Genomic DNA, 20,428 nt, shown 5'->3' with positions numbered 1-20,428 from the left:
TCATTAAAAACACAGTTACTGCGGCAAAAAAACCAGCACCCTCCCCCTGACCTGTAAAAAGAACACAGCACAAGACTATGACAAACATAATAGAGATGGTAATTCGCCATTATAATTAGCAATATAATAATTAAATAAAAAAACAAACCAGTAAAAATTGCTTATTAAGCAAGAATTTTGCTATGGATTTTTTATTTTCAAAACATTTCAAAAAAATTGGATTTTTAGTTAGGTCACACCTATAAATATCAAGAATCGGATAAATCCTATGCCGTAAAAACTCTCCATGGAAAGGGGCTGACGCACTATTTAATTTAGCCATGCTTTACTTTTTATAAACCAGGTCTGCTTTTGCGCTCCCTATTAGGTTGCGTATATACCTATACGTCCCCCGCTGCAGCACCGTTCTGCCGGAGGATGTATCCAGACAATGGTTGCAGATAAGTAAGAGGCTATTTCATGTCAGAAATGAATATTATTGCGGGAAATGCAAATATCCTGTCGCGTCATGATGGTCAGTTCATCAGTACCGTCCCTCAGGGGGCAACACATGTCGAACTGCTGGAAAGTAGCACTGTAAGGATCTCTGGCACACCAAACATGGTGGCTCGCTACGAGCGTGTCGGCGACGATCTTATCTTGCACATGAAAGACGGCACAACCACCCGCTATGAAAGCTTCTTCACCCTGGACGACGCGGGCTATCACAGTGAGTTAATTTTTGATGATGGCACTCAACTCATCCACGTGCAGTTCCCCGGTGCGGCAGGCGCAGAAGGCGCAGCGCTAGCAGGAGAGGCCATTGCCCTTACGCCAGAATACGCCACGTTGGGCGACATGGCATCGCTACTAATTGGCAGCACCACCGCCAGTACAATTTCTGCAGCAACGCTGGGCGGTATTCTGGGTGCTGTCGCCATCGGCGGAGCCGCCATCGTTGCCGCGTCGTCGAACGATGACAACAATCCCGCAGCGCCCCCTCCCCCAGCGCCTTTAACCATTAATACCTTCGCTGGGGATAATATTTTAAATCGTGGGGAGATAGGTCAATCCCACACTCTCAGTGGAAGCACAAACGGCGTCAGCGAAGGGCAGACGGTCGCGATCACCCTGAACGGGGTAATTTATACCACCACCGTTGCGGCCGATGGCAGTTGGCGCTTTACCCTGCCAGCCGATGCCTTTACCGGGCTGGAAGACAACATTTATACATTAAAAGTGAGCGTGCAGGGTACGGACGGCGTCGTTCACGAGAAAACCCTCGATCTCACCATTGATACCCTACCGCCGCATTTAACCGTTGATAAATTTACCGGTGATAATTACCTCACCGTTGGGGAGTTGGCAAACGGTCAGGTGCTCAACGGCACGGGCGAAGCGGGGGAGCGCGTCACCATCACGCTGAATGGCAAAACCTATACCACCCTTGTTAATGCAGCCGGCGACTGGACGCTAACCGTTCCTGCCGCAGATCTACGGGCGCTGACTGAAGGTGAACACGTGCTATCGTTTACGGTTAGCGATGATGCTGGCAATATCACCGTGGTCAACCGCACCATTATTGTTGACACCACGCCGCCGGAACTCTCTCTGTCACCGTTTACCGGAAACAATCTGGTTACCGCTGATGAACTGCAATCCTCACAATTCATCTCCGGTACGGCGTCGATAGCGGATGTCGGTCAGACCGTGACCGTAACATTCAACGGCGTCACCTATACCACCACCGTAGAGAGCGACGGCACATGGAACGTTTTCATCCCTTCCGGCGATATTCAGGCGCTGACTAACGGTACTTACAATCTGGTGGCATCATTAACGGATAAAGCGGGCAACACCACTACGCTACCTCCGCAAGTCATCACCGTGGATACCAACGCCGAAGCGGTCAACATTAGTATCATCTCATTTGATAATCGCCTGAATGCCGTGGAAGCAGGACAGCCGCTAACGATTGATGGCACCACTGCCAACGTTGCCGCAGGAGAAATCGTCACCGTCACACTGAATGGAAAGTCCTACACCGCAACAACAGGGGCTGACGGCAAATGGTCGGTGGACATCCCTAGCGCCGATCTGCTTGTTCTGACCGATGGCAGCAAGACCGTTACTGCTAGCGTAAAAGGGATCAGCGGGGAAACCGTCACCGTCGACCACACGCTGGATGTACACATCAATACCCTTCCTTCCATCACGCTGACACCACCTTTCACCGACGGCGTATTAAACGGAGCCGAAGCGGCGCAGGATCAGGTCATCAGTGGGGAAACCGGGATCAGCGGCCGAGGCCAGACCGTCAGCCTGACGATCGGAGGATATTACGTTACCGGAACGGTAGATACCAACGGGCATTGGACGGTCACGATACCTAAAGACGTGCTGCAAAACTTGCCATCGGATAACGTCAGTGTGCTGGAGATTGTGGTTCGCGATATCGCTGGCAACGAAACAACAGCGACACAGAATATCAGCGTGGATACAACGCCGCCGACGCTCACAGTCTCCGCCATCGCTCAGGACAACATCCTCAACGGCATGGAGCTGGTGGTCGATCAGATCGTCAGCGGAACAGCATCACTCAGCGAAGCTGGTCGCACGGTTACCGTGACGCTGAATGCCAAATCCTACACCACCACCGTCGGCAGCGACGGAAACTGGAGCATCACCCTGCCAACGGCCGATCTGGTGGCTATCGCAGATGGCAACCAGAATCTGACCGTTACGCTGACGGACGCCGCTGACAACACCACCACGGTCACGCACCCATTGACGATTGACAGTGGCGTAGCAACGCCCCCCGCGATTACCATTAATAACGTCGCGGGAGATAATATTGTTGATGGTGCAGAGGCAAAGGTTAGCCAGCAATTAAGCGGAACAACGGCCAACGTTGAAGCGGGGCAAATTGTCACCATCACGCTGAATGGCAAAACCTATCTTGCTACCGTGCAATCCGGTGGGACGTGGAGCATAGCGGTTCCCACTGCGGATATCGCCCTGCTGACGGACGGTGCGCACAGTATTAGCGTTAATGTGAGTAACAAGGTGGGCAACACAGCGACTGGAAGCCGTGATATTAGCGTCGATAAGTCTGGCGACAGCATTGCCATCAACATCATCGCCAACGATAACCTATTGAATCGGGCAGAATCACTCCAGCCGCTGGCGATCGGCGGTAATACGGCCAATGTCCCTGCGGGTCAAACGGTTACCGTTACGCTGAATGGGAAAAATTATACCACCACTATTGCCGTTGACGGCAGTTGGACGCTGCAAATCCCCAGCGCCGATCTCCAACTTCTGTCTGATGGTAATGCTACCGTCAGCGCCAGCGTCAGTGTAGCAGGTGGTGCCGCCACAGATACGCAGACGCTCGGCGTGCATATTCATACTCTGCCACAGCCGATAATTGATACCCCATTCGGCAATGGTTCACTGAACGGCGCAGAGGTGCTGGTCAGCCAGACGATTACCGGCCACACCGGCATCAGCGGCGCGGGGCAAAGCATCACCCTGTCCCTTGGCGGAAAATCTTACACGGGGACGGTTGATACGGCAGGCCACTGGAAAGTCACCGTGCCTGCGGCCGATCTCCAGCAGTTGCCAGAAGGCGACAATACGCTGTTAGTCACCGCCCAGGATGCCGCAGGCAATCAGGCAGGCCATACGTTTGTCAGCCATACCGATTTTACCGCTCCGACCCTGACTATCGGAACGATTGCAGGCGATGACACCATTAATCTGGTGGAGTCACAAATCAATCAGGCAGTCAACGGTACCGCGTCAGTGAGTGAAGCCGGTCGCACTGTCGTTATCGCTTTCGATGGACAGTTTTATACCGGTATTGTTGGCAGCAATGGCAACTGGAGCATCAATTTACCTACCGCGGCCCTGCGCGGCATGGCCGATGGCAGTTACACGCTATCCGCTTCGCTAACCGATGCGGTCGGGAATACCACTAGCGTCGAGAAGTCCATTGCGCTCAGTGCGGATCCTGCATTCCAGCCAACGATCTTCGTTAACGCGTTTGTTGATGAGAATAACGTCATCAGTGCGGCAGATCTCAAAGTCAGCCAGTGGCTAACAGGTTCTAGCTCGAATGTGGAAACGGGTCAGGTCGCAACTATCACGCTCAACAAAAAGATCTACTTCGCCACCATCCAAAGCGGCGGAAACTGGAGTGTGGAAATTCCGTCTGAACATATGGCAGAACTTAGCGAGGGGACGGTATTAATATCGGCACAGGTTACGGATATGGCGGGTAATGAAGGGAGCCATGAAACCTGGTCCGATGTGGATATTAACAATGACAGCATCTCCATCAGCATTGTCGCGCTTGATAATCAACTCAATCGCCTGGAAGCATCACAACCGCTGACCATTTCGGGTTCGACAGTCAACGTCACCACGGGAGAAAGCGTTACCGTTACGCTCAATGGCAAGACGTATATAGGTACGATTGCCGCGAACGGCAGTTGGAGCGTCACAATCGGCAGCAGTGATTTGCTTGCCTTACCGGATGGCACGGCGACCATTAGCGCCAGCGTCGCCAACCCTAACGATATTCCTGTAACAGCCAGCCGCACTATTGATGTCCATATTAATAACCTGCCGCAACCTACCATCGATCAGCCTTTCGGTGACGGAATACTCAACATCATCGAATCAGCCAGCGGGCAGAACTTGACCGGGAAAACCGGGATCAGCGGAGGAGACCAAAGCGTTACTGTAACGTTGAACGGCAAAACCTATACGGCAACGGTGGATAATCAGGGTAACTGGAGTGCAGCACTTCCCGCCGCCGATCTGCAATCTCTGCTAACCGGCGTGCAGACCATCCGCGTAGAAGCGACTGACACCGCAGGCAACAGCATAGAGAACACCCGTGATGTCACCATCGATATGGTTAGTCCTCTTCTGACGCTAAAACCCCTGACCAGCGACGGCATCATCAACGCGGCCGAAAGTTTGAACGACCAGGTGCTCTCCGGTCATGCACTACAAGCAGATGCCGGACGCACCGTCATTGTCACCGTCAACAATAAAAATTACCTGGCGCAGATTCAGATCGACGGTAGCTGGAGCACCACTATTCCCGCCACCGACCTTCAGGCTTTGGCCGATGGTAATCACCTCATTACGGCAACATTGACGGGCGTATCAGGCAATAGCACCACTAGCACAGGATCGCTAACGCTGGATGCCAGCCCTGCCAACCAGCCTCAACTCACCGTCAACGCCATCGCGCTCAATAACATCATTGATGGCGGTGAAATCAACGTCGCACAAATCATCAGCGGCAGCAGCCTGAATGTCGAAGCTGGCCAGCGCGTTACCGTGACGCTCGGCGACAATACCTACACCACAACGATTGACAGTAACGGTCAATGGCGCGTCAGTGTGCCCTCTGTCGATCTCCTTCATCTGGCGCAGGGGCCCCATACCGTCACGATTGGCGTCAACGATCTCAGCGGTAACCCGGCAACGCTCAGCCAGACGGTTACGGTGAACACCTCGCTGAGCGGTATCGCGATTGATACCATTGCGGGTGATGACAAACTGAATCAAACCGAAGCGGCACAAGACCTGATCATCAACGGCAGCAGCCAGAACGTAGCGGCAGGCACTACTGTCACGATCATGCTGAACGGGAAAAGCTACGCCGGTGTCATTCTGCCGGACGGAGCCTGGAGCATTACCGTCTCTTCGACAGATGTCCGAGTGCTGGCCGATGGTCCATCAACCTTGACAGTCACTACGGTAGACAGTGCGGGGAATGCATTGAGCGGCAGTCGCACCGTGGATGTTTTCACCCACAGCACCCCATCGCTAACGCTGAACACCCCTTTCAGCGACGGCATACTCAATGCCGCAGAAGCGGGTGTTATCCAGACGCTCAGCGGAACAACCGGTATCGCCTCACCAGGGCAAACGATCACCGCCACACTCGGCGGCGTGACTTATACAGGGATCGTCGATACAGCAGGTAACTGGGCGATTTCTCTGCCTGTGGACGGCCTGCAAAATCTGCCGAACGGCACCACGGCCTTGCAGGTTAATGTGAGCGATGCGGCGGGGAACAGCAGTACCTTAACCAGCAATGTTACCGTGGCCCTAACACCGCCTACATTGACGACAGCCAGTTTTGCTACCGACAACATTCTGAATAGCACCGAGGTACTGAGCAATCAGTTGCTAACCGGCACCGCCTCGCTATCCAGCGCGGGGCAAACCGTGACGGCAACGCTGAACGGAAAAACCTACAGCGGCACCGTCGGTAATGACGGCACCTGGAGTATGAGTATTCCGTCAGCCGATCTGAGCACCTTGTCCGATGGCAATTACAGCATCGTGACGCGTCTGACCGATGCGGCGGGTAATACAGCCACGACAACACAGACGGTTGGCGTCGATGCCAGCCCGCTCAACGCCCCTGTCATCACGATTGGTACTTTCGCCGGCAACAACATTATTGACGGAGCAGAAGCACGAATCAGTCAAGTACTCAGCGGCACCAGTAGAAATGTTGAGCAAGGCCAGACGGTGACGATTAGCCTCAATGGCAAAGCGTATACCGCGCAGGTTCTGTCGAACGGGAACTGGAGCACCACGATCTCGGATACTGATATGGCGTTGCTGGTTAATGGCAGCCAGACGATTGCCGTTAGCGTGAGTGATGTCTCCGGCAATACCGCCACATCCAGCAGTATCGTCACGATTAATACTAATGCAAGTGGGCTGTCTATTGCGCCAATCACCGGGGATAACCAGCTAAATGTGCTGGAGGCCACAAACGGTATTACGATTAACGGTAGCGCCGTCAACGTAGCTCCGGGTGCGACTATCAACGTCATCCTCAACGGGAAAACCTACCTCGCTCAGGTGCAACCAGACGGCACCTGGAGCGCAGCGATTCAGTCAGGCGACCTGCAAGCGTTAGGTGATGGTGTCATCACCGTCCATGTCACGGCAGTCGATCAGGCCGGCAACGCCCTGTCAGGTTCGCAGCAGTTGGGCGTCAGCATCAATAACCCACCAGTGGCGTCGCTGAATATACCCTTCAGCAACGGCTACCTGAACCTCAGTGATGCACAGGCAGGACAGACGCTTTCCGGCACCACGGGCCTGCACGGAGCCGGGCAAACCGTCAGCATTACCATTGGCGCCACGGTCTATTCAGGTACGGTTGACGGCAACGGTAACTGGAGCCTTCAACTGCCATCGTCTGCTCTGACTGGGCTGACAGACGGCATACTCAATATTTCCGTTACCGTCAGCGATGCGGCAGGCAATACCTCCACCGTTCAAGGCAGCGCATCCGTTGACCTGACCCCTCCGGTGCTGACTATCAACCCCATTGGCATCGACGATATCATCAACATCGCGGAAAGCCTGCTGCCGCTGGAAATCACGGGTACATCACCGGTCAACGACAGCGGTCGCCCTATCATTGTCAATGTGACCATCAACGGGCAGATCTATCAGGGACTGGCACAGGCCGATGGCACCTGGAGCGTCACCGTATCCGCAGGCGATTTGCAAAACATGCCAAACGGTATTACGGCCATCACCGCCACGTTGACCGATGCGGCGGGCAATACCGGCACCGTCAGCCATTCGATTACGCTGGATACCGATCCGGCCAAAGCACCGCTCCTGACGATAGCCACGCTATCAACCGATGATTACCTCAATCTGACCGAATCGGGCCAGCCGTTGACCATCGCTGGCAGCAGCCAGAATGTGGAACAGGGCCAACAGGTCACCATTACCTTCAACAACCAAACCTACTTTGCCACCGTGGGTGCAAACGGCAGTTGGAGCGTACAGGTTTCTGCCACGGATGTCGGTAATGTGCCTGACGGCAAGCAAACCGTGAGCGCCAGCGTGACAGACGTGAGCGGCAACCCCGGTTCAGCGACCCACTTTATCACCGTCATCACCGATGCCGCCAACCTGCCAAGCGTTGCCATTGCGACGCTGTCGGGCGGCGACATTATCAGTGCACAGAGTAGCCAATTCGATCTACTGATTTCCGGTTCCACCACTAACGTTCAGACAGGACAACGTGTCACGGTGATGTTGAATAGCAAAACCTATCTGGCTACCGTTGGTGCAGATGGCAATTGGAGCACTACCGTTCCCACCAGCGATGTGCAAAACCTGCCACAGGGCAGCCAGAATGTGACCGCGACGGTCAGTGACATCGCACAGAACCCAGCCACAACGACTCATCCCTTTACGGTCGATACCGTTCCACCGCTGCTGTCCATCGACATGCTGGTTGATACCAGCGATATCGGTCTGGCGGACGCGCTGGCCGGATTACCGCTGAGCGGCAAGGCCGAAGCTGGTCTTCAAGTCACCATAAAAGTCGGTACCGCCGTCTACAGCGCTGTTGCCGACAACAACGGTGTCTGGCAAATCGCCATTGCGGCGAACGACCTACTGGCGCTGGGTGACGGCGTAAAAACGCTGGCGGCCAGCGTGACCGATGGCGCGGGAAATGCCAGCGCCACCAGCATTGATATCACGTTGAAAACGCAGTCGCTGCCTACGCTGACGCTGAATTCGCTCTATGACAACAATGTCCTCACTACCTCGGAGCTGGCGACGGCGACGACCATCGGCGGCAGTTATACCAATCTGCCCGTCGGAACGGCGATTCAGGTCACGATAGGCGCTTACACCGTGACGGGCGTGACGCTGGCGGGCGGACTGTGGAGCGCCACCATCCCCGCCAATGCACTTAGCATACTGGCAGATGGCAACGTGCAGGTCAGCGTGACGGTCACAGACAGCGCAGGCAATACGGGTAGCGCGAGCGGCACGCTGGATGTCGTAATCCACACCAATTTCGCCATCAGTATCAACACGCCGTTTATTGACGGTGCGTTAAATCAGGCGGAAAGCACGGCCGATCAACTGCTGACGGGGAGCTCGGGGCTCACCGATCCAGGCCAAAGCGTCTCCATCTCGCTCACCAACGGCACGATAACCACCACCTACAACGCCACCGTGGCGGCAAATGGTCAATGGAGTGTGACGCTGCCAGCGGCCGATTTATCTGCTCTCGGCGATGGTACACACACTATCACCGTGACCGTGACTGACCACGCCGGCAATACGGGAATAGGCAGCAAGACGTTCACCAGCGTGATTGTGGGCGTGCCTGTCGCAACGCTGGATACTCCGTTCGGCGATGGCAAACTGAGTCTGGCTGATGCGCTGCCGGGCGGGACACTATCCGGGCAAACGGGGCTCACCAGCAACGTGGGGCAAACCGTGTCGGTCAGTATTAACGGCACCAGCACCCAGGCTACCGTGAATGCCGATGGCAGTTGGTCGCTGTCGCTAGATAGCGCCACACTGATCAACATGCCGGATGGCACAGCCACCTTCTCGGTCACCGTCACTGATGCGGTAGGCAACACCAGTTCTGCATCAGCCACGGCAGATATTCTGACAACCACGCTGCCTGCGGCAACGCTGAACCTGCCTTTTGGCGATGGCATTCTTAACGCCACCGAAATTCTGACTATCCAGAGCTTAACGGGTAAAACCGGTATTACCGGCGTGGGTCAGAATGTGATCATCACGCTAATCAATAAAACCACGCTGGCAGAAACCACCTTTACCGCCACCGCTGACGGGCTCGGCAGTTGGTCCAGAGATCTGTCCCCTGCTGATTTAGCCATCTTCACCGAAGGCAATTACAGCCTTGCCGTCACCGTCACCGACCGGGTAGGCAATACGAATACCAGCACCCCACGCGATATCAGTGCGGCATTAACTCTGCCTTCCCCGATTGTGGAGGTGCAGCCGTTTGGCATAGATAGCACCCTGAATAGCGCCGAAGCCGCATCAACGCTGTTCTTCTCCGGCCGCACGCAGGTTAGCGGCAGTGGACAAGGGGTAAAACTGGAGATCGACCTCAACGGCATTCGCTACGCCGCAGAAACGGATATCAATGGCAACTGGTCCGTTACGCTGCCACCGAATGCGTTGAACTCACTGGTTGATGGTCAGCACACCATCACGGTAACGGCCGTCGATGCCGCTGGCAACACAGGCTCCACCCCCATAACCTTTACCAGCGATTTCACTCCACCGGCCATTACACTCAATACGCCGTTTGGCGATGGTTATCTGAGTATCGCTGAAGCTGCAACGCTGGCGGGCAGAACGTTAAGTGGTAGTGCAGGTGACGCAGTGAGCGTGAACGTCACATTTGGAGGGCAACCGCTTGTCGTACAGCGGAGTGGAGAAACATGGACCGCAGAGCTGACGACAGCTCAGCTTGCCGATCTTGCCGACGGTACGCACACTATCAGCATTACGGCAACAGATAGCGTAGGCAACACTGGGACATTAAACTCTCAGGCGATCCTCGCAGTACAAACCGCCCCCACACTTACAATTAACGCATTTGCTGGACCGGATGGCCTCGACTACGCGGAAAGTCACACCACACAGACGGTCAGCGGGACATCCACTGGATTAGAAGTGGGACAAAACGTGACCATCTGGTTGAATAACGTCGATTATACGGCAAAAATTCTCGCAGACGGCACCTGGAGCGTGAACATCCCTTCTGCCGCGCTACAAGTTCTGGCGAATATGCAGTACATCATCACCGCCGATGCGACAGATAAAGCGGGCAATCCAGCAGTGCAAGCCAGTGTAGGATTCGATGTCAACTTGACGCAACCTTCAATGACGATGGTGATCGACCCCATCGCAGGTGACGATATTATCAACGCGGCTGAGATAAACGGTAATGTCACCCTATCTGGGCGAGTTACTAGTCTTCCGCCCATGACCCCAATAACCGTGTTAATTGGGGGAGTCCCGCTCTTCACCACCGCCAATGCCAGTGGCGTATGGGAAATCACCATTTCCGCCAGTACTTACTTCACAACAAACGGTGATACTAGTGTCACGGCAAGAGTGACGGCAGTCCCGACAATAACCAGCACCAAAACGGTACTGGTCGATACGGTAGCCCCTACACTGGACATCCTCACCTTTGCGTCGGACAACGTGCTCAACGCCACGGACATGAGCACGGCACAGGCGATTACCGGTACAGCATCACTGGAAGATGCCGGGCAAATTGTCTCGATTAGCCTGAATGGGGAAACCTACAGCGCACAGGTTTCCGTGACAGGAAACTGGACGGTTAATGTGCCAGCCGCCGATCTGGCACTGCTAGCCGACGGCAGCCACACCATTACGGCAACACTCACCGATAAAGCGGGAAATGCCACAACGGATACGCAGGTCGTTACCGTCGATACCGCCATTCCGCTACTCAGCGTCACGCTGTTCGATGACAATATTCTGACGCTGGCTGAGGCGCTGGCTGGCGGGGCGATTACCGGGACGGGTGAAATAGGTGCCACCGTGACGCTCACCGCAGGCCCCCTAACGGGCACAACCACCGTCGGCCCTAATGGAACCTGGACCATCCCCGTGTTGTCTGTCGATTTGCAAAGCCTGGCAGACGGGGTACAGGTCATCGGCGTAACGCTGACCGATGCCTCCGGCAACACCACACACGTTGATGCCACGCTGGACGTTGCACTCAATAAAACGCTCGGCGCCGGTATTAACGATATCTTCGGTAATGATGGCATCCTCAACCTGGCCGAATCGCTGGTGACGCAGGTCATCAGCGGTAACGCAACGGGGGACACGCTGGGCGCGAAAGTCCAGGTCACCGTGCTGGGCACCACGGTGGAAGGCACCGTGGGTGCCAACGGTGCCTGGAGCGTTTCGCTTCCTTCGACATTATTCAACGGGTTAAATAACGGGCTGTTACAGGTTAACGTCGATATCATCGATTCACACGGTAACGTGAAAAATCAACTGGTCAACGTTGACGTACTGAAATCCCTGCCGGTCATTGATTCTGTTTTGGCCTTCACGGATGGCGCATTGAATGCGGCGGACGTCACGACCAGCCAAATCATCAGCGGCGTGGTCAGCAATGTGAATATCGCGGCGGGCGCGAGTGTCACCGTGACGCTGGGTAACACGATTTATGCCGGTATTACCGTCGGCGCTGGCGGTGTCTGGAGCCTGTCTGTTCCCGCCCTTGCTTTGCAAGCCTTGCAGGATGGCACCTTAGCGCTGGGCATCGCGGTCACCGACCACGCGGGTAATACCGCCAGCCAGATCGTTAACGTGCCAACAATCATCAAAAATCTACCGAGCATTACACTCAATCCGGTCTTTGGTGATAGCGTGCTCAACCTGCCCGACCTGTTGGTCAATCAACCTCTCAGCGGCAGCGCCACCGGACTGGCGGGCAGAACCATTACGCTGAGCATTGCGGGTTCACAAATCGCTACGGCTACCGTTGGCACAGACGGTAAATGGAGCGTTGCCGTCACTCCAAGCGTACTGGGTGTGCTGCAAGGGTTGGGTAGCGGTGACTTCACCGTGACCGCGACCGCGACAGATAGCGTAGGCAATAGCGCCAATGCCGGTGCGGGTATCAAGTTCGATTTCGCACAGCCGGTGATTACGCTGAATCCGATATTTGGCGGCGATGGCTTCATCAACGCGGCAGAAGCGTTAGTGGCGCAAACGATCGGCGGTGTGGTTACCAACGCAGCCGTGGGATCGCAGGTTACCGTGACTCTTGGCAGTAAAACCTTCCTGTCTACCGTCGGGGCAGGCGGCGCGTTCAGCTTGACGCTGCAACCGTCCGATCTGAGTGCGCTGGCTGATGGCAACACCACGCTTGGCGTATCCGTCACCAATGCCTCCGGTAACATCGGCACGGTCAATAATGCCATCAATATTATTGCCAAAAACCTGCCAACGATTAGCCTGGGTTCACTGTTTGGTGGCGATGGCTTCCTCAATGCGGCGGAAGCTGCGCTGACACAAACGATTAGCGGGACTACCACCAACGCTATCGCCGGATCGTCAGTGGTAATACGCATCGGCACCCTGACATTGAACGCCACCGTTGGTAATGATGGCACCTGGAGCACCAGCGTCACGCCATTGCAACTGTCCAGCCTGGCCAACGGCAACCTCACCGTCAGTGCGACGGTGACCGATCCGGCAGGCAACAGCAACGGCATCAGCGCTGGCCTCAATGTCTCCCTCTTATCGCCAACCATCACCCTTAATCCGTTGTTCAACGGCGGCATACTGGATCTCTCCAGCCTGCTGAGCGCACAAACCCTCAGTGGGACGACAGCCAATGTAGCAGCCGGTACGGCGATCAACGTCACGCTGGGCAGCAAAAGCTACACCACGACGATTGGCGCGAACGGAAGTTGGAGCCTGCCGATCCCAAGCCTCGACCTGAAAGCCCTCACCGATGGCGCAACTAACGTTAGCGTCCGAGTGGTGGATGCAGCGGGTAACATAGGTGAGAGAACGGGCGCATTAAACGTGGCAATTAACGCTCAGCCAACGCTGACCCTCAATCCACTCTTTGGTGGTGACGGCCTACTGAATGCGATCGAGGCCGCTGCGGGTCAAGTTATCAGCGGCACCAGTACCAATGCGGTAGGTTCTACCATTCAGATCTCGTTGGGAACCAAGAGCTATTCTGCCGTGGTACAGAGTAATGGCAGTTGGTCCGTCAGCCTGCCTTCGCTCGATCTCAATAATCTGACTGACGGTACGCTCTCCCTCAGCGCGTCGTTGACCAACGCGGCAGGGAAAAGTGCCAGCGCAGGGATTTCAGTCGGCGTGGGCGTTCACGCGTTGCCAACAGTCAGCCTTGGCTCTCTGTTTGGTGGGGACGGCTACCTGAATCTGGCCGAAGCGGGCATCAACCAGATCATCAGCGGAACCACGACCAATGCGGCTGGCGGTAGCGTTACACTGACCGTAGGCGGGCTGGTGCTCAGCGCGGCTGTCGCCAGTAACGGCACCTGGAGCATCAGCGTACCGAGCGCTAATCTGCTCAACATTGCCGATGGCAATTTGACCGTGGGTGTCACCGTCACTGACCGCTATGGCAATACCAACAACGCCAACAGCAATGTGATCGTAAAAACGCACCAGTTGCCGCTATTGGGGATTGATGCGGTCGGATCGCTGATTGGCAACACCGTTGGCCTGCTGTCAAACGGTATCACCGTCAGCGGGACATCACGCTATGTGCAACAAGGTACCAAGGTGACCGTCACGCTGCTCGGCCAAACGCTACAGGGCACAGTCGGTGCGGATGGCAAATGGAATGCGCATTTCACCAGTTCCCTGCTGGGTATCAACGTTTTCAACGTGGGGGCGATTTTGACCGCGCTGTTGGGAACGGCGGTAGAAGCGTCCGTCACCGATCAAGCGGGTAATTTCACTGGGGTTTCTGCCGGTTTGACATCGGGTATCGTCCTTGGGTTGCCGCTGATGAGCATGATGGCGCTGGATACCGACGATAGCAGCCTTGCTCAGGTGGCTTCGTTGTCCAGTGAACAGCTCAATACTGGGGAAAGTACCGATATACAGCCCCTTCATGTCAGCTCGAAAATGGCAGCGGCCACGCTCAGCGAGACGCAACCCATTGATAATAACGCCAGCACCGAGATCGAGGACAGCGTGTATGCCATCGGTGGCGTTGTCATCAATCTGGCCGACGGCAGCGTGCAAACGGGGGCAGAGATCGAAGGCAGCGAGGGTGATGACCTCATTACCCTCTCGACGCTCGATTTCACCCATATCGACGGGGGTGACGGCATCGATACTCTGGTTCTCGATGGCAACGAACTCAATCTGGATCTCACCGCGCTGGGGCTGAAAATCGACAACGTGGAGATCTTCGATTTAGGCCAAAACGGCACCAACAGCATCACGCTGGATCTCGACCGCGCCCTGAATGTCACCGACCGACCAGAAGACGATCTGCTGATCGTTGGGGGCGAAGGCAGCAAGGTGAATCTGATCCCAGGCGAAGGAGCCTGGAGCACGGTAGGCCAGCGCGATATTGACGGCCAACACTTCGATGTTTACCACCATTCATCGCTGGACAGTGCCAACAATCTGGGTGATGTACTGGTGCAGCAAGGGCTGCTCGTCAATATGGTGTAACGACAGTCCTCTTATGATGAGGTTTTACTGTTACCCGGCGTAAAAATTATGCAGCGGTAGGCATGAGCACCGAGTGAGCGGCATGGATGCCGCGAAAGTCAGTGCCGCGTAGGACAAAAACGTCAGAGACGTTTTTGAACAGCACTTGTGCTGGCCCGAAGGGCGAGCCCCATTTATGGGGCGAGTAAACGCGTCACTGACGGCTCGAATCGTGCTCATGAACACCGATGGAACCGCGCCAGCGGCATAATTTCCGCCAAAAGCCTGGGGTCTCGGGGCGAGCGGCGTTTGAGCCGTCCCGAGTCGGGCGCGTGCTACGAGGTAGCATAAAAATAGCGGCATTATCGCGCACGAAACAGCCTTAACAGCAGCATAGAAATATGACGAAGAGGGAAAGTGGAAGGGGTATTAATGCATTTTGCCAGCGCGCCCTCTCCCTCTTTTAAAGGAACTAAAACAGACAGTAATGAAAACAGGGGCCATTGATGCACAAACCATTTTTTATCAGGGGGACGTTTTCTCTGCGCAATATCGCTTTTCTGACTCACACATTACGCCATCACACTCCGCGTTATGTGCTGGCGCTCGGACTCGCCTGCGGTAGCCTCGCAGCCTTCTATAGCTCACCGTTACTCGCCCAGACCGTCGCATTTGACTGGTCTGCCGCGCCGACAGAACAACAGGTCGATAGCCTGGATCTCAAGCAAGCCATTCTTCGTGCGTTCGCACGCAACCCGCAAATCGCCCAGGCTTCGGCGCAAATTCGCGTCGGTGAAGCCGATCTGCGCGTGGCGCAAAGCGCCTGGTTTCCGCAAATCGGTTTGAGCGGCAATGTCGGCCGGTCGGATCAAAGTGATACCAGCAGCACGATGAGCAACAACTCCACTGCGGGCATCACGCTGAAACAGCTCCTGTACGATTTTGGCAAGACGGGCGGCAGTATTGATGAGCAGCACAGCCTGTCAGATGCCTATCGCTACCAACTCTATGGCGTCATGACCACGGTCGGCCAGCAAACCTTGCTCACTTACCTGAAAATCAAACGCTATCAGGAACTAAATCAGGCGGCAGAACGCAATATCACGTCACTCAGTCAGGTAAAAGACATCGCTACGCTCCGCTCCGAGGCTGGTCTCAGTACGCAATCAGATATCTTGCAGGCAGAAACCCGTATTGCAGGCATGAAGGCAACGCTGGAACAATACCGGGCGCTGGAGCGTTCCTCACTAGCACAACTCAGCGTGTTGACTGGCGTCATCCCCACCGCCCTGCCCGATCTGCCCCGCGCGCTGCTGCAACAAAAGATTACGCTCAAAGCACTCCCCTACCAGCAAAGTAACGCGGTGTTAAGCGCGCAGTCCAAACAAGAGGCCTCGCGCCAGCGGATCCGTCAGGCGGAAGCCCAGCACTGGCCCACCATTGCCGTGCAGGCAGGCCGTACCCGCTATGAAACCGACCGGCGTAATTACTGGGATGACCAGTTGCAACTGGTTGTGGAAGCTCCGCTTTATCAGGGCGGGGCTGTCAGTGCACGCGTTGATGCCGCGTCAGGCACGCGTGAAGCGGCGCAGGCCGAAGTTGAAGCGGTAAAATTGGATATGAACCAGAAAGCCTCAACCGCCTATGCCGACCTTATTGGTGCGCAGCAGCGTGAAAAAGCCAGCCAGCAGCAAATCACCAGCGCGACCTACACCCGCAACGTTTATCAGGATGAGTACAAACTCAGCAAGCGCAGCCTGAACGATCTGCTCAGCGTCGAACAAGACGTGTTGCAGGCCGAAACCTCACGTATCGGTGCGTTATACGACGGCTGGGAGGCGGCGGTTAACTATGCCGCTGCCGTCGATAACCTGTTGGATATGCTGGGTATTGAGCGTTATCAAGCCAGTGGCGAGACGTTACCGTCACTGTGAGACAGGCAAGAATCGGTAGGAATGTGAATGACACAAGCAACCAAAACTGAGATCTGGATTACGGCGATGGCACGCGCCGCCGCCCACTATGGGCAAGTGGTCGATACCCAGTCGGTGCGCCAGCAGATGCGCTGGTACGAACAGCAGCCCATTGCCCGGCAGTTAGAACAAATCAGCCACCTGATGGGGGTAACCATCAGCCTGCGACACACGGAGAAAATCCGCTGGCGCAATAAGATGCTACCCGTGCTGGCGGAAACCGATGACGGTAGTGTGATCGTCATCGAATCATTAAATGACGAGGGAACCGCGACCTACTGGCTGAATGACGGCGGCGACCTTCGGCGTGAAGCCGAACTGACCGAACTCATCAAACACAGTCAGGGCATTATCGTGCTAGTCGGCATCGCAGAGCGTGGTCGCGATACCCGAATCGATGACTTTGTCAAACCGTACCGCAAGCACTGGTTCTGGCAACATTTTCGCGGCGCAAAACGACAGATCGGAGAGATCTCTCTGGCATCTATTGTGGGTAACGTGCTCGCGCTGGCAGGGATTCTGTTCTCCATGCAGGTGTATGACCGCGTGATCCCGGCACAGTCAATTCCCACGCTGTGGGTACTGTTTTTCGGCGTGCTGCTGGCTGCGGCATTAGAGTATGCCATCCGTTTGTCGCGCACCGTCGTCTCCGATTTGATGGGCAAGAGCATCGATTTGCACGTATCGGGGATGCTGTTCGCTCGCGCGCTGGCGATAAAAAATGAGGCCCGGCCTAAGTCCACTGGCTCGTTTATTTCGCAACTGCGGGAAATCGATCAGGTTCGTGAACTGCTGACCTCAACCACCGTCGGTGCCGCCGCCGATATGCCGTTCGTCTTTCTGTTTCTCGGTATCATGGCGATGATCGGCGGGCCGCTGGTGCTGATCCCTATGCTGGCGATCCCGCTGATTGTGATCCCCGGCCTGATGCTGCAATGGCCGATGGCAAAACTCGCTAAAGAAGGCATGCGCGAAAGCGCGTTGCGTAATGCGGTACTGGTCGAGTCGATTGAAGGGGTCGAAGACATCAAAGCGTTACAGGCGGAGCCTTACTTTCAACGTCAGTGGGAGCAGACGCACGAAGTTAGCGCCTCCATCGGGATGAAACAGCGCGTTTGGGGAGCACGGCTCAGCGGCTGGGCGTCAACCGTCCAGCAGTTAACCTATGCCGGCATGCTGGTGTTCGGCAGCTATCTGGTGCTGGCTGGCGACATCACCACCGGTACGCTCGTGGCCTGTAGCCTGCTCTCTTCCCGCACCATCGCCCCACTCATGCAGTTAACGATGGTCTTTTCCCGCTGGCAGCACGCGAAAACCGCCATGACCGGGCTGGATGATTTGCTGCAAAAACCGCTGGATCGGCCAGAAGATGGAAAAATGGCGCACTGCCCGATCCTTCAAGGGCACTTCCAACTCCACAACGTGCAGTACAGTTACGATCCCGAGCAGGGCGATACCGCCTTGCAGATCGGCAAACTGGAGATTAAACCGGGCGAAAAAGTGGCGCTGCTCGGTAAGGTCGGTGCGGGTAAATCCACCCTGCTCAAGCTGCTTGCCAATCAGGCTACCGCGACGCGCGGCAAGGTGATTATTGATGGCGTGGATATCAGCCAGATCGATCCAGTAGATGTCCGCCGCCAATTGGGCTTCCTGTCGCAGGAATCACGCCTGTTCTTCGGTAGCCTGCGGCAAAACCTGATGCTCGGCAACCCGCATGCCACTGAACAAGAGCTGTTGCAGGCGCTACACATTAGCGGCGCACTCAGCCTGATCCAACAGGATGCCGCCAGCCTGGATCGCATTATTCATGAAGGCGGGCGCGGTTTATCCGGCGGGCAGCGGCAAATGATCCTGCTCAGCAGAATGCTGTTACGCCATCCTCAGATTGTGCTGCTGGATGAGCCTACCGCATCCATGGACGAACAGTTGGAAGGTCACGTTATTAACCAATTAAGCAATTGGCTCACGGGCCGCACGCTGGTCCTCGTGACGCATCGGCCGGCACTGCTCAAGCTGGTTGACCGCGTGATTGTCATGGATGGCGGACGCATCGTGGCAGATGGCCCGCGTGACCAGATGTTGAAGGCCATCAACAAGCCAGCAGAGACCGCACAGAGCGTGGCGTAAGGGGAAGCATAATGAGTAGCATCACGATCCATGATGACCTGAGACGCCAGGGTCGACGCGTATCCGTCATTATCTGGCTCAGCCTGCTGGGGCTGGTCGTCTTTTTTGTCTGGGCCAAATTCGCCGTGCTGGATGAGGTATCGGTCGGGACCGGCAAGGTGACGCCCTCGACCCGCGCCCAGGTGATTGAAAGCCTGGATGGCGGGATCATCGGTCAGTTGTACGTGCAACAGGGCAATGTCGTCGAGAAAGGGCAGGTATTGGCACAGTTGGACATCAACCGCTTTCAGTCCGTCTACGGCGAAGCGTTCTCCCGCGTACAGACGCTGCGAGCGTCTGCTGAACGTCTGTACGCCGAACTCAGCGGCGAACCGCTAAAATTCAGCGCGGAAACCATGAAGGAGCCTGCACTGGCCGCACGTGAACGTCAGCTTTATGAATCACGCCTGCGCAATCGCGATGAAACGATCGCCAACCTGCAACAGTCTATGCGACTGGTCGAGCAGGAGCTACGCATGACGGAGCCGTTGGTGCAGCGCGGGGCCGCCAGCACCGTCGAAGTGATCCGGTTACGCCGCCAGATTAGCGAAATCCGCGGCAAAATCGACGAAGCCAGCAACCAGTATGCGGTGCGGGCGCGAGAAGAACAGGTTAAAAACAACGCCGATCTGGAAGCGCAGCGGGAAGTGGTCAGCGGGAAAGCCGATCAGCTCAAGCGTGCTACCATCACCTCACCGGTGCGCGGAATTGTGAAAGACATTCAGGTCACGACCGTCGGCGGCGTGCTGCAACCGGGTGGTAAACTGATGGAGATCGTACCGCTGGAAGATCAGTTGCTGATTGAAACACGCATCAACCCACGTGATATTGCCTATATTCGGCCGGGTTTGCCCGCCACGGTAAAAATCACCGCCTATGATTCTTCCATCTACGGTAATTTAACCGGCGAAGTCGAAAGCGTGTCGCCGGATACCCTTCAGGACGAAGTCAGGCGCGACCAGTTTTACTATCGGGTCTATGTGCGTACCACGCAGGCGGAACTGACCAACAAGGCCGGTGAAAAATTCCCCATCGTACCCGGCATGGTCGCCAGCGTTGAGATAAGAACGGGACAGAAAAGCGTCTTAGACTATTTGGTTAAACCGCTGAACAAGGTCAATGAAGCACTGCGAGAACGTTAAATCAGCACACTCAATGCACGCTGTCATTTTATAAATAACGGTGCTGCGACTGCTGACAAAGTGAGTCGAGCGGTGATAATGGGTAGATCGTAAAGACGCTGCAAGTACCTC

At 55.6% G+C, this 20,428-nt stretch carries 4 protein-coding genes; all 4 read left to right on the top strand.

Annotated features, from left to right (window positions below):
* Positions 1-459: 459 nt before the first annotated feature.
* The 4 genes from A8F97_RS02075 to A8F97_RS02060 all read left to right on the top strand — a co-directional run bounded on the left by A8F97_RS02075 (position 460) and on the right by A8F97_RS02060 (position 20,317).
* Positions 460-15,057: an Ig-like domain-containing protein gene (locus A8F97_RS02075; protein ID WP_033071837.1), complete on the top strand. Its 14,598-nt coding sequence runs from the start codon at positions 460-462 to the stop codon at positions 15,055-15,057.
* Between the two features lie 485 nt (positions 15,058-15,542).
* A complete protein-coding gene (locus tag A8F97_RS02070; protein WP_082218639.1) occupies positions 15,543-16,970 on the top strand; it encodes a TolC family outer membrane protein in 1,428 nt (475 codons plus the stop codon).
* A 27-nt stretch (positions 16,971-16,997) separates the two neighbouring features.
* Positions 16,998-19,136 (top strand): type I secretion system permease/ATPase, encoded by a 2,139-nt coding sequence (locus A8F97_RS02065; protein WP_015730995.1) that lies wholly within the window; start codon positions 16,998-17,000, stop codon positions 19,134-19,136.
* Positions 19,137-19,147: 11 nt separating this feature from the next.
* Positions 19,148-20,317: an HlyD family type I secretion periplasmic adaptor subunit gene (locus tag A8F97_RS02060; RefSeq protein WP_033071838.1), complete on the top strand. Its 1,170-nt coding sequence runs from the start codon at positions 19,148-19,150 to the stop codon at positions 20,315-20,317.
* Positions 20,318-20,428 lie beyond the last annotated feature (111 nt).

Origin of the sequence: Pectobacterium parmentieri (assembly GCF_001742145.1) — a bacterium.
In the GTDB taxonomy this organism is placed as follows: Bacteria; Pseudomonadota; Gammaproteobacteria; order Enterobacterales; family Enterobacteriaceae; genus Pectobacterium; species Pectobacterium parmentieri.
Note: the sequence above shows the minus strand (reverse complement) of the source record. Positions and strands in the feature narration are given on the sequence as shown.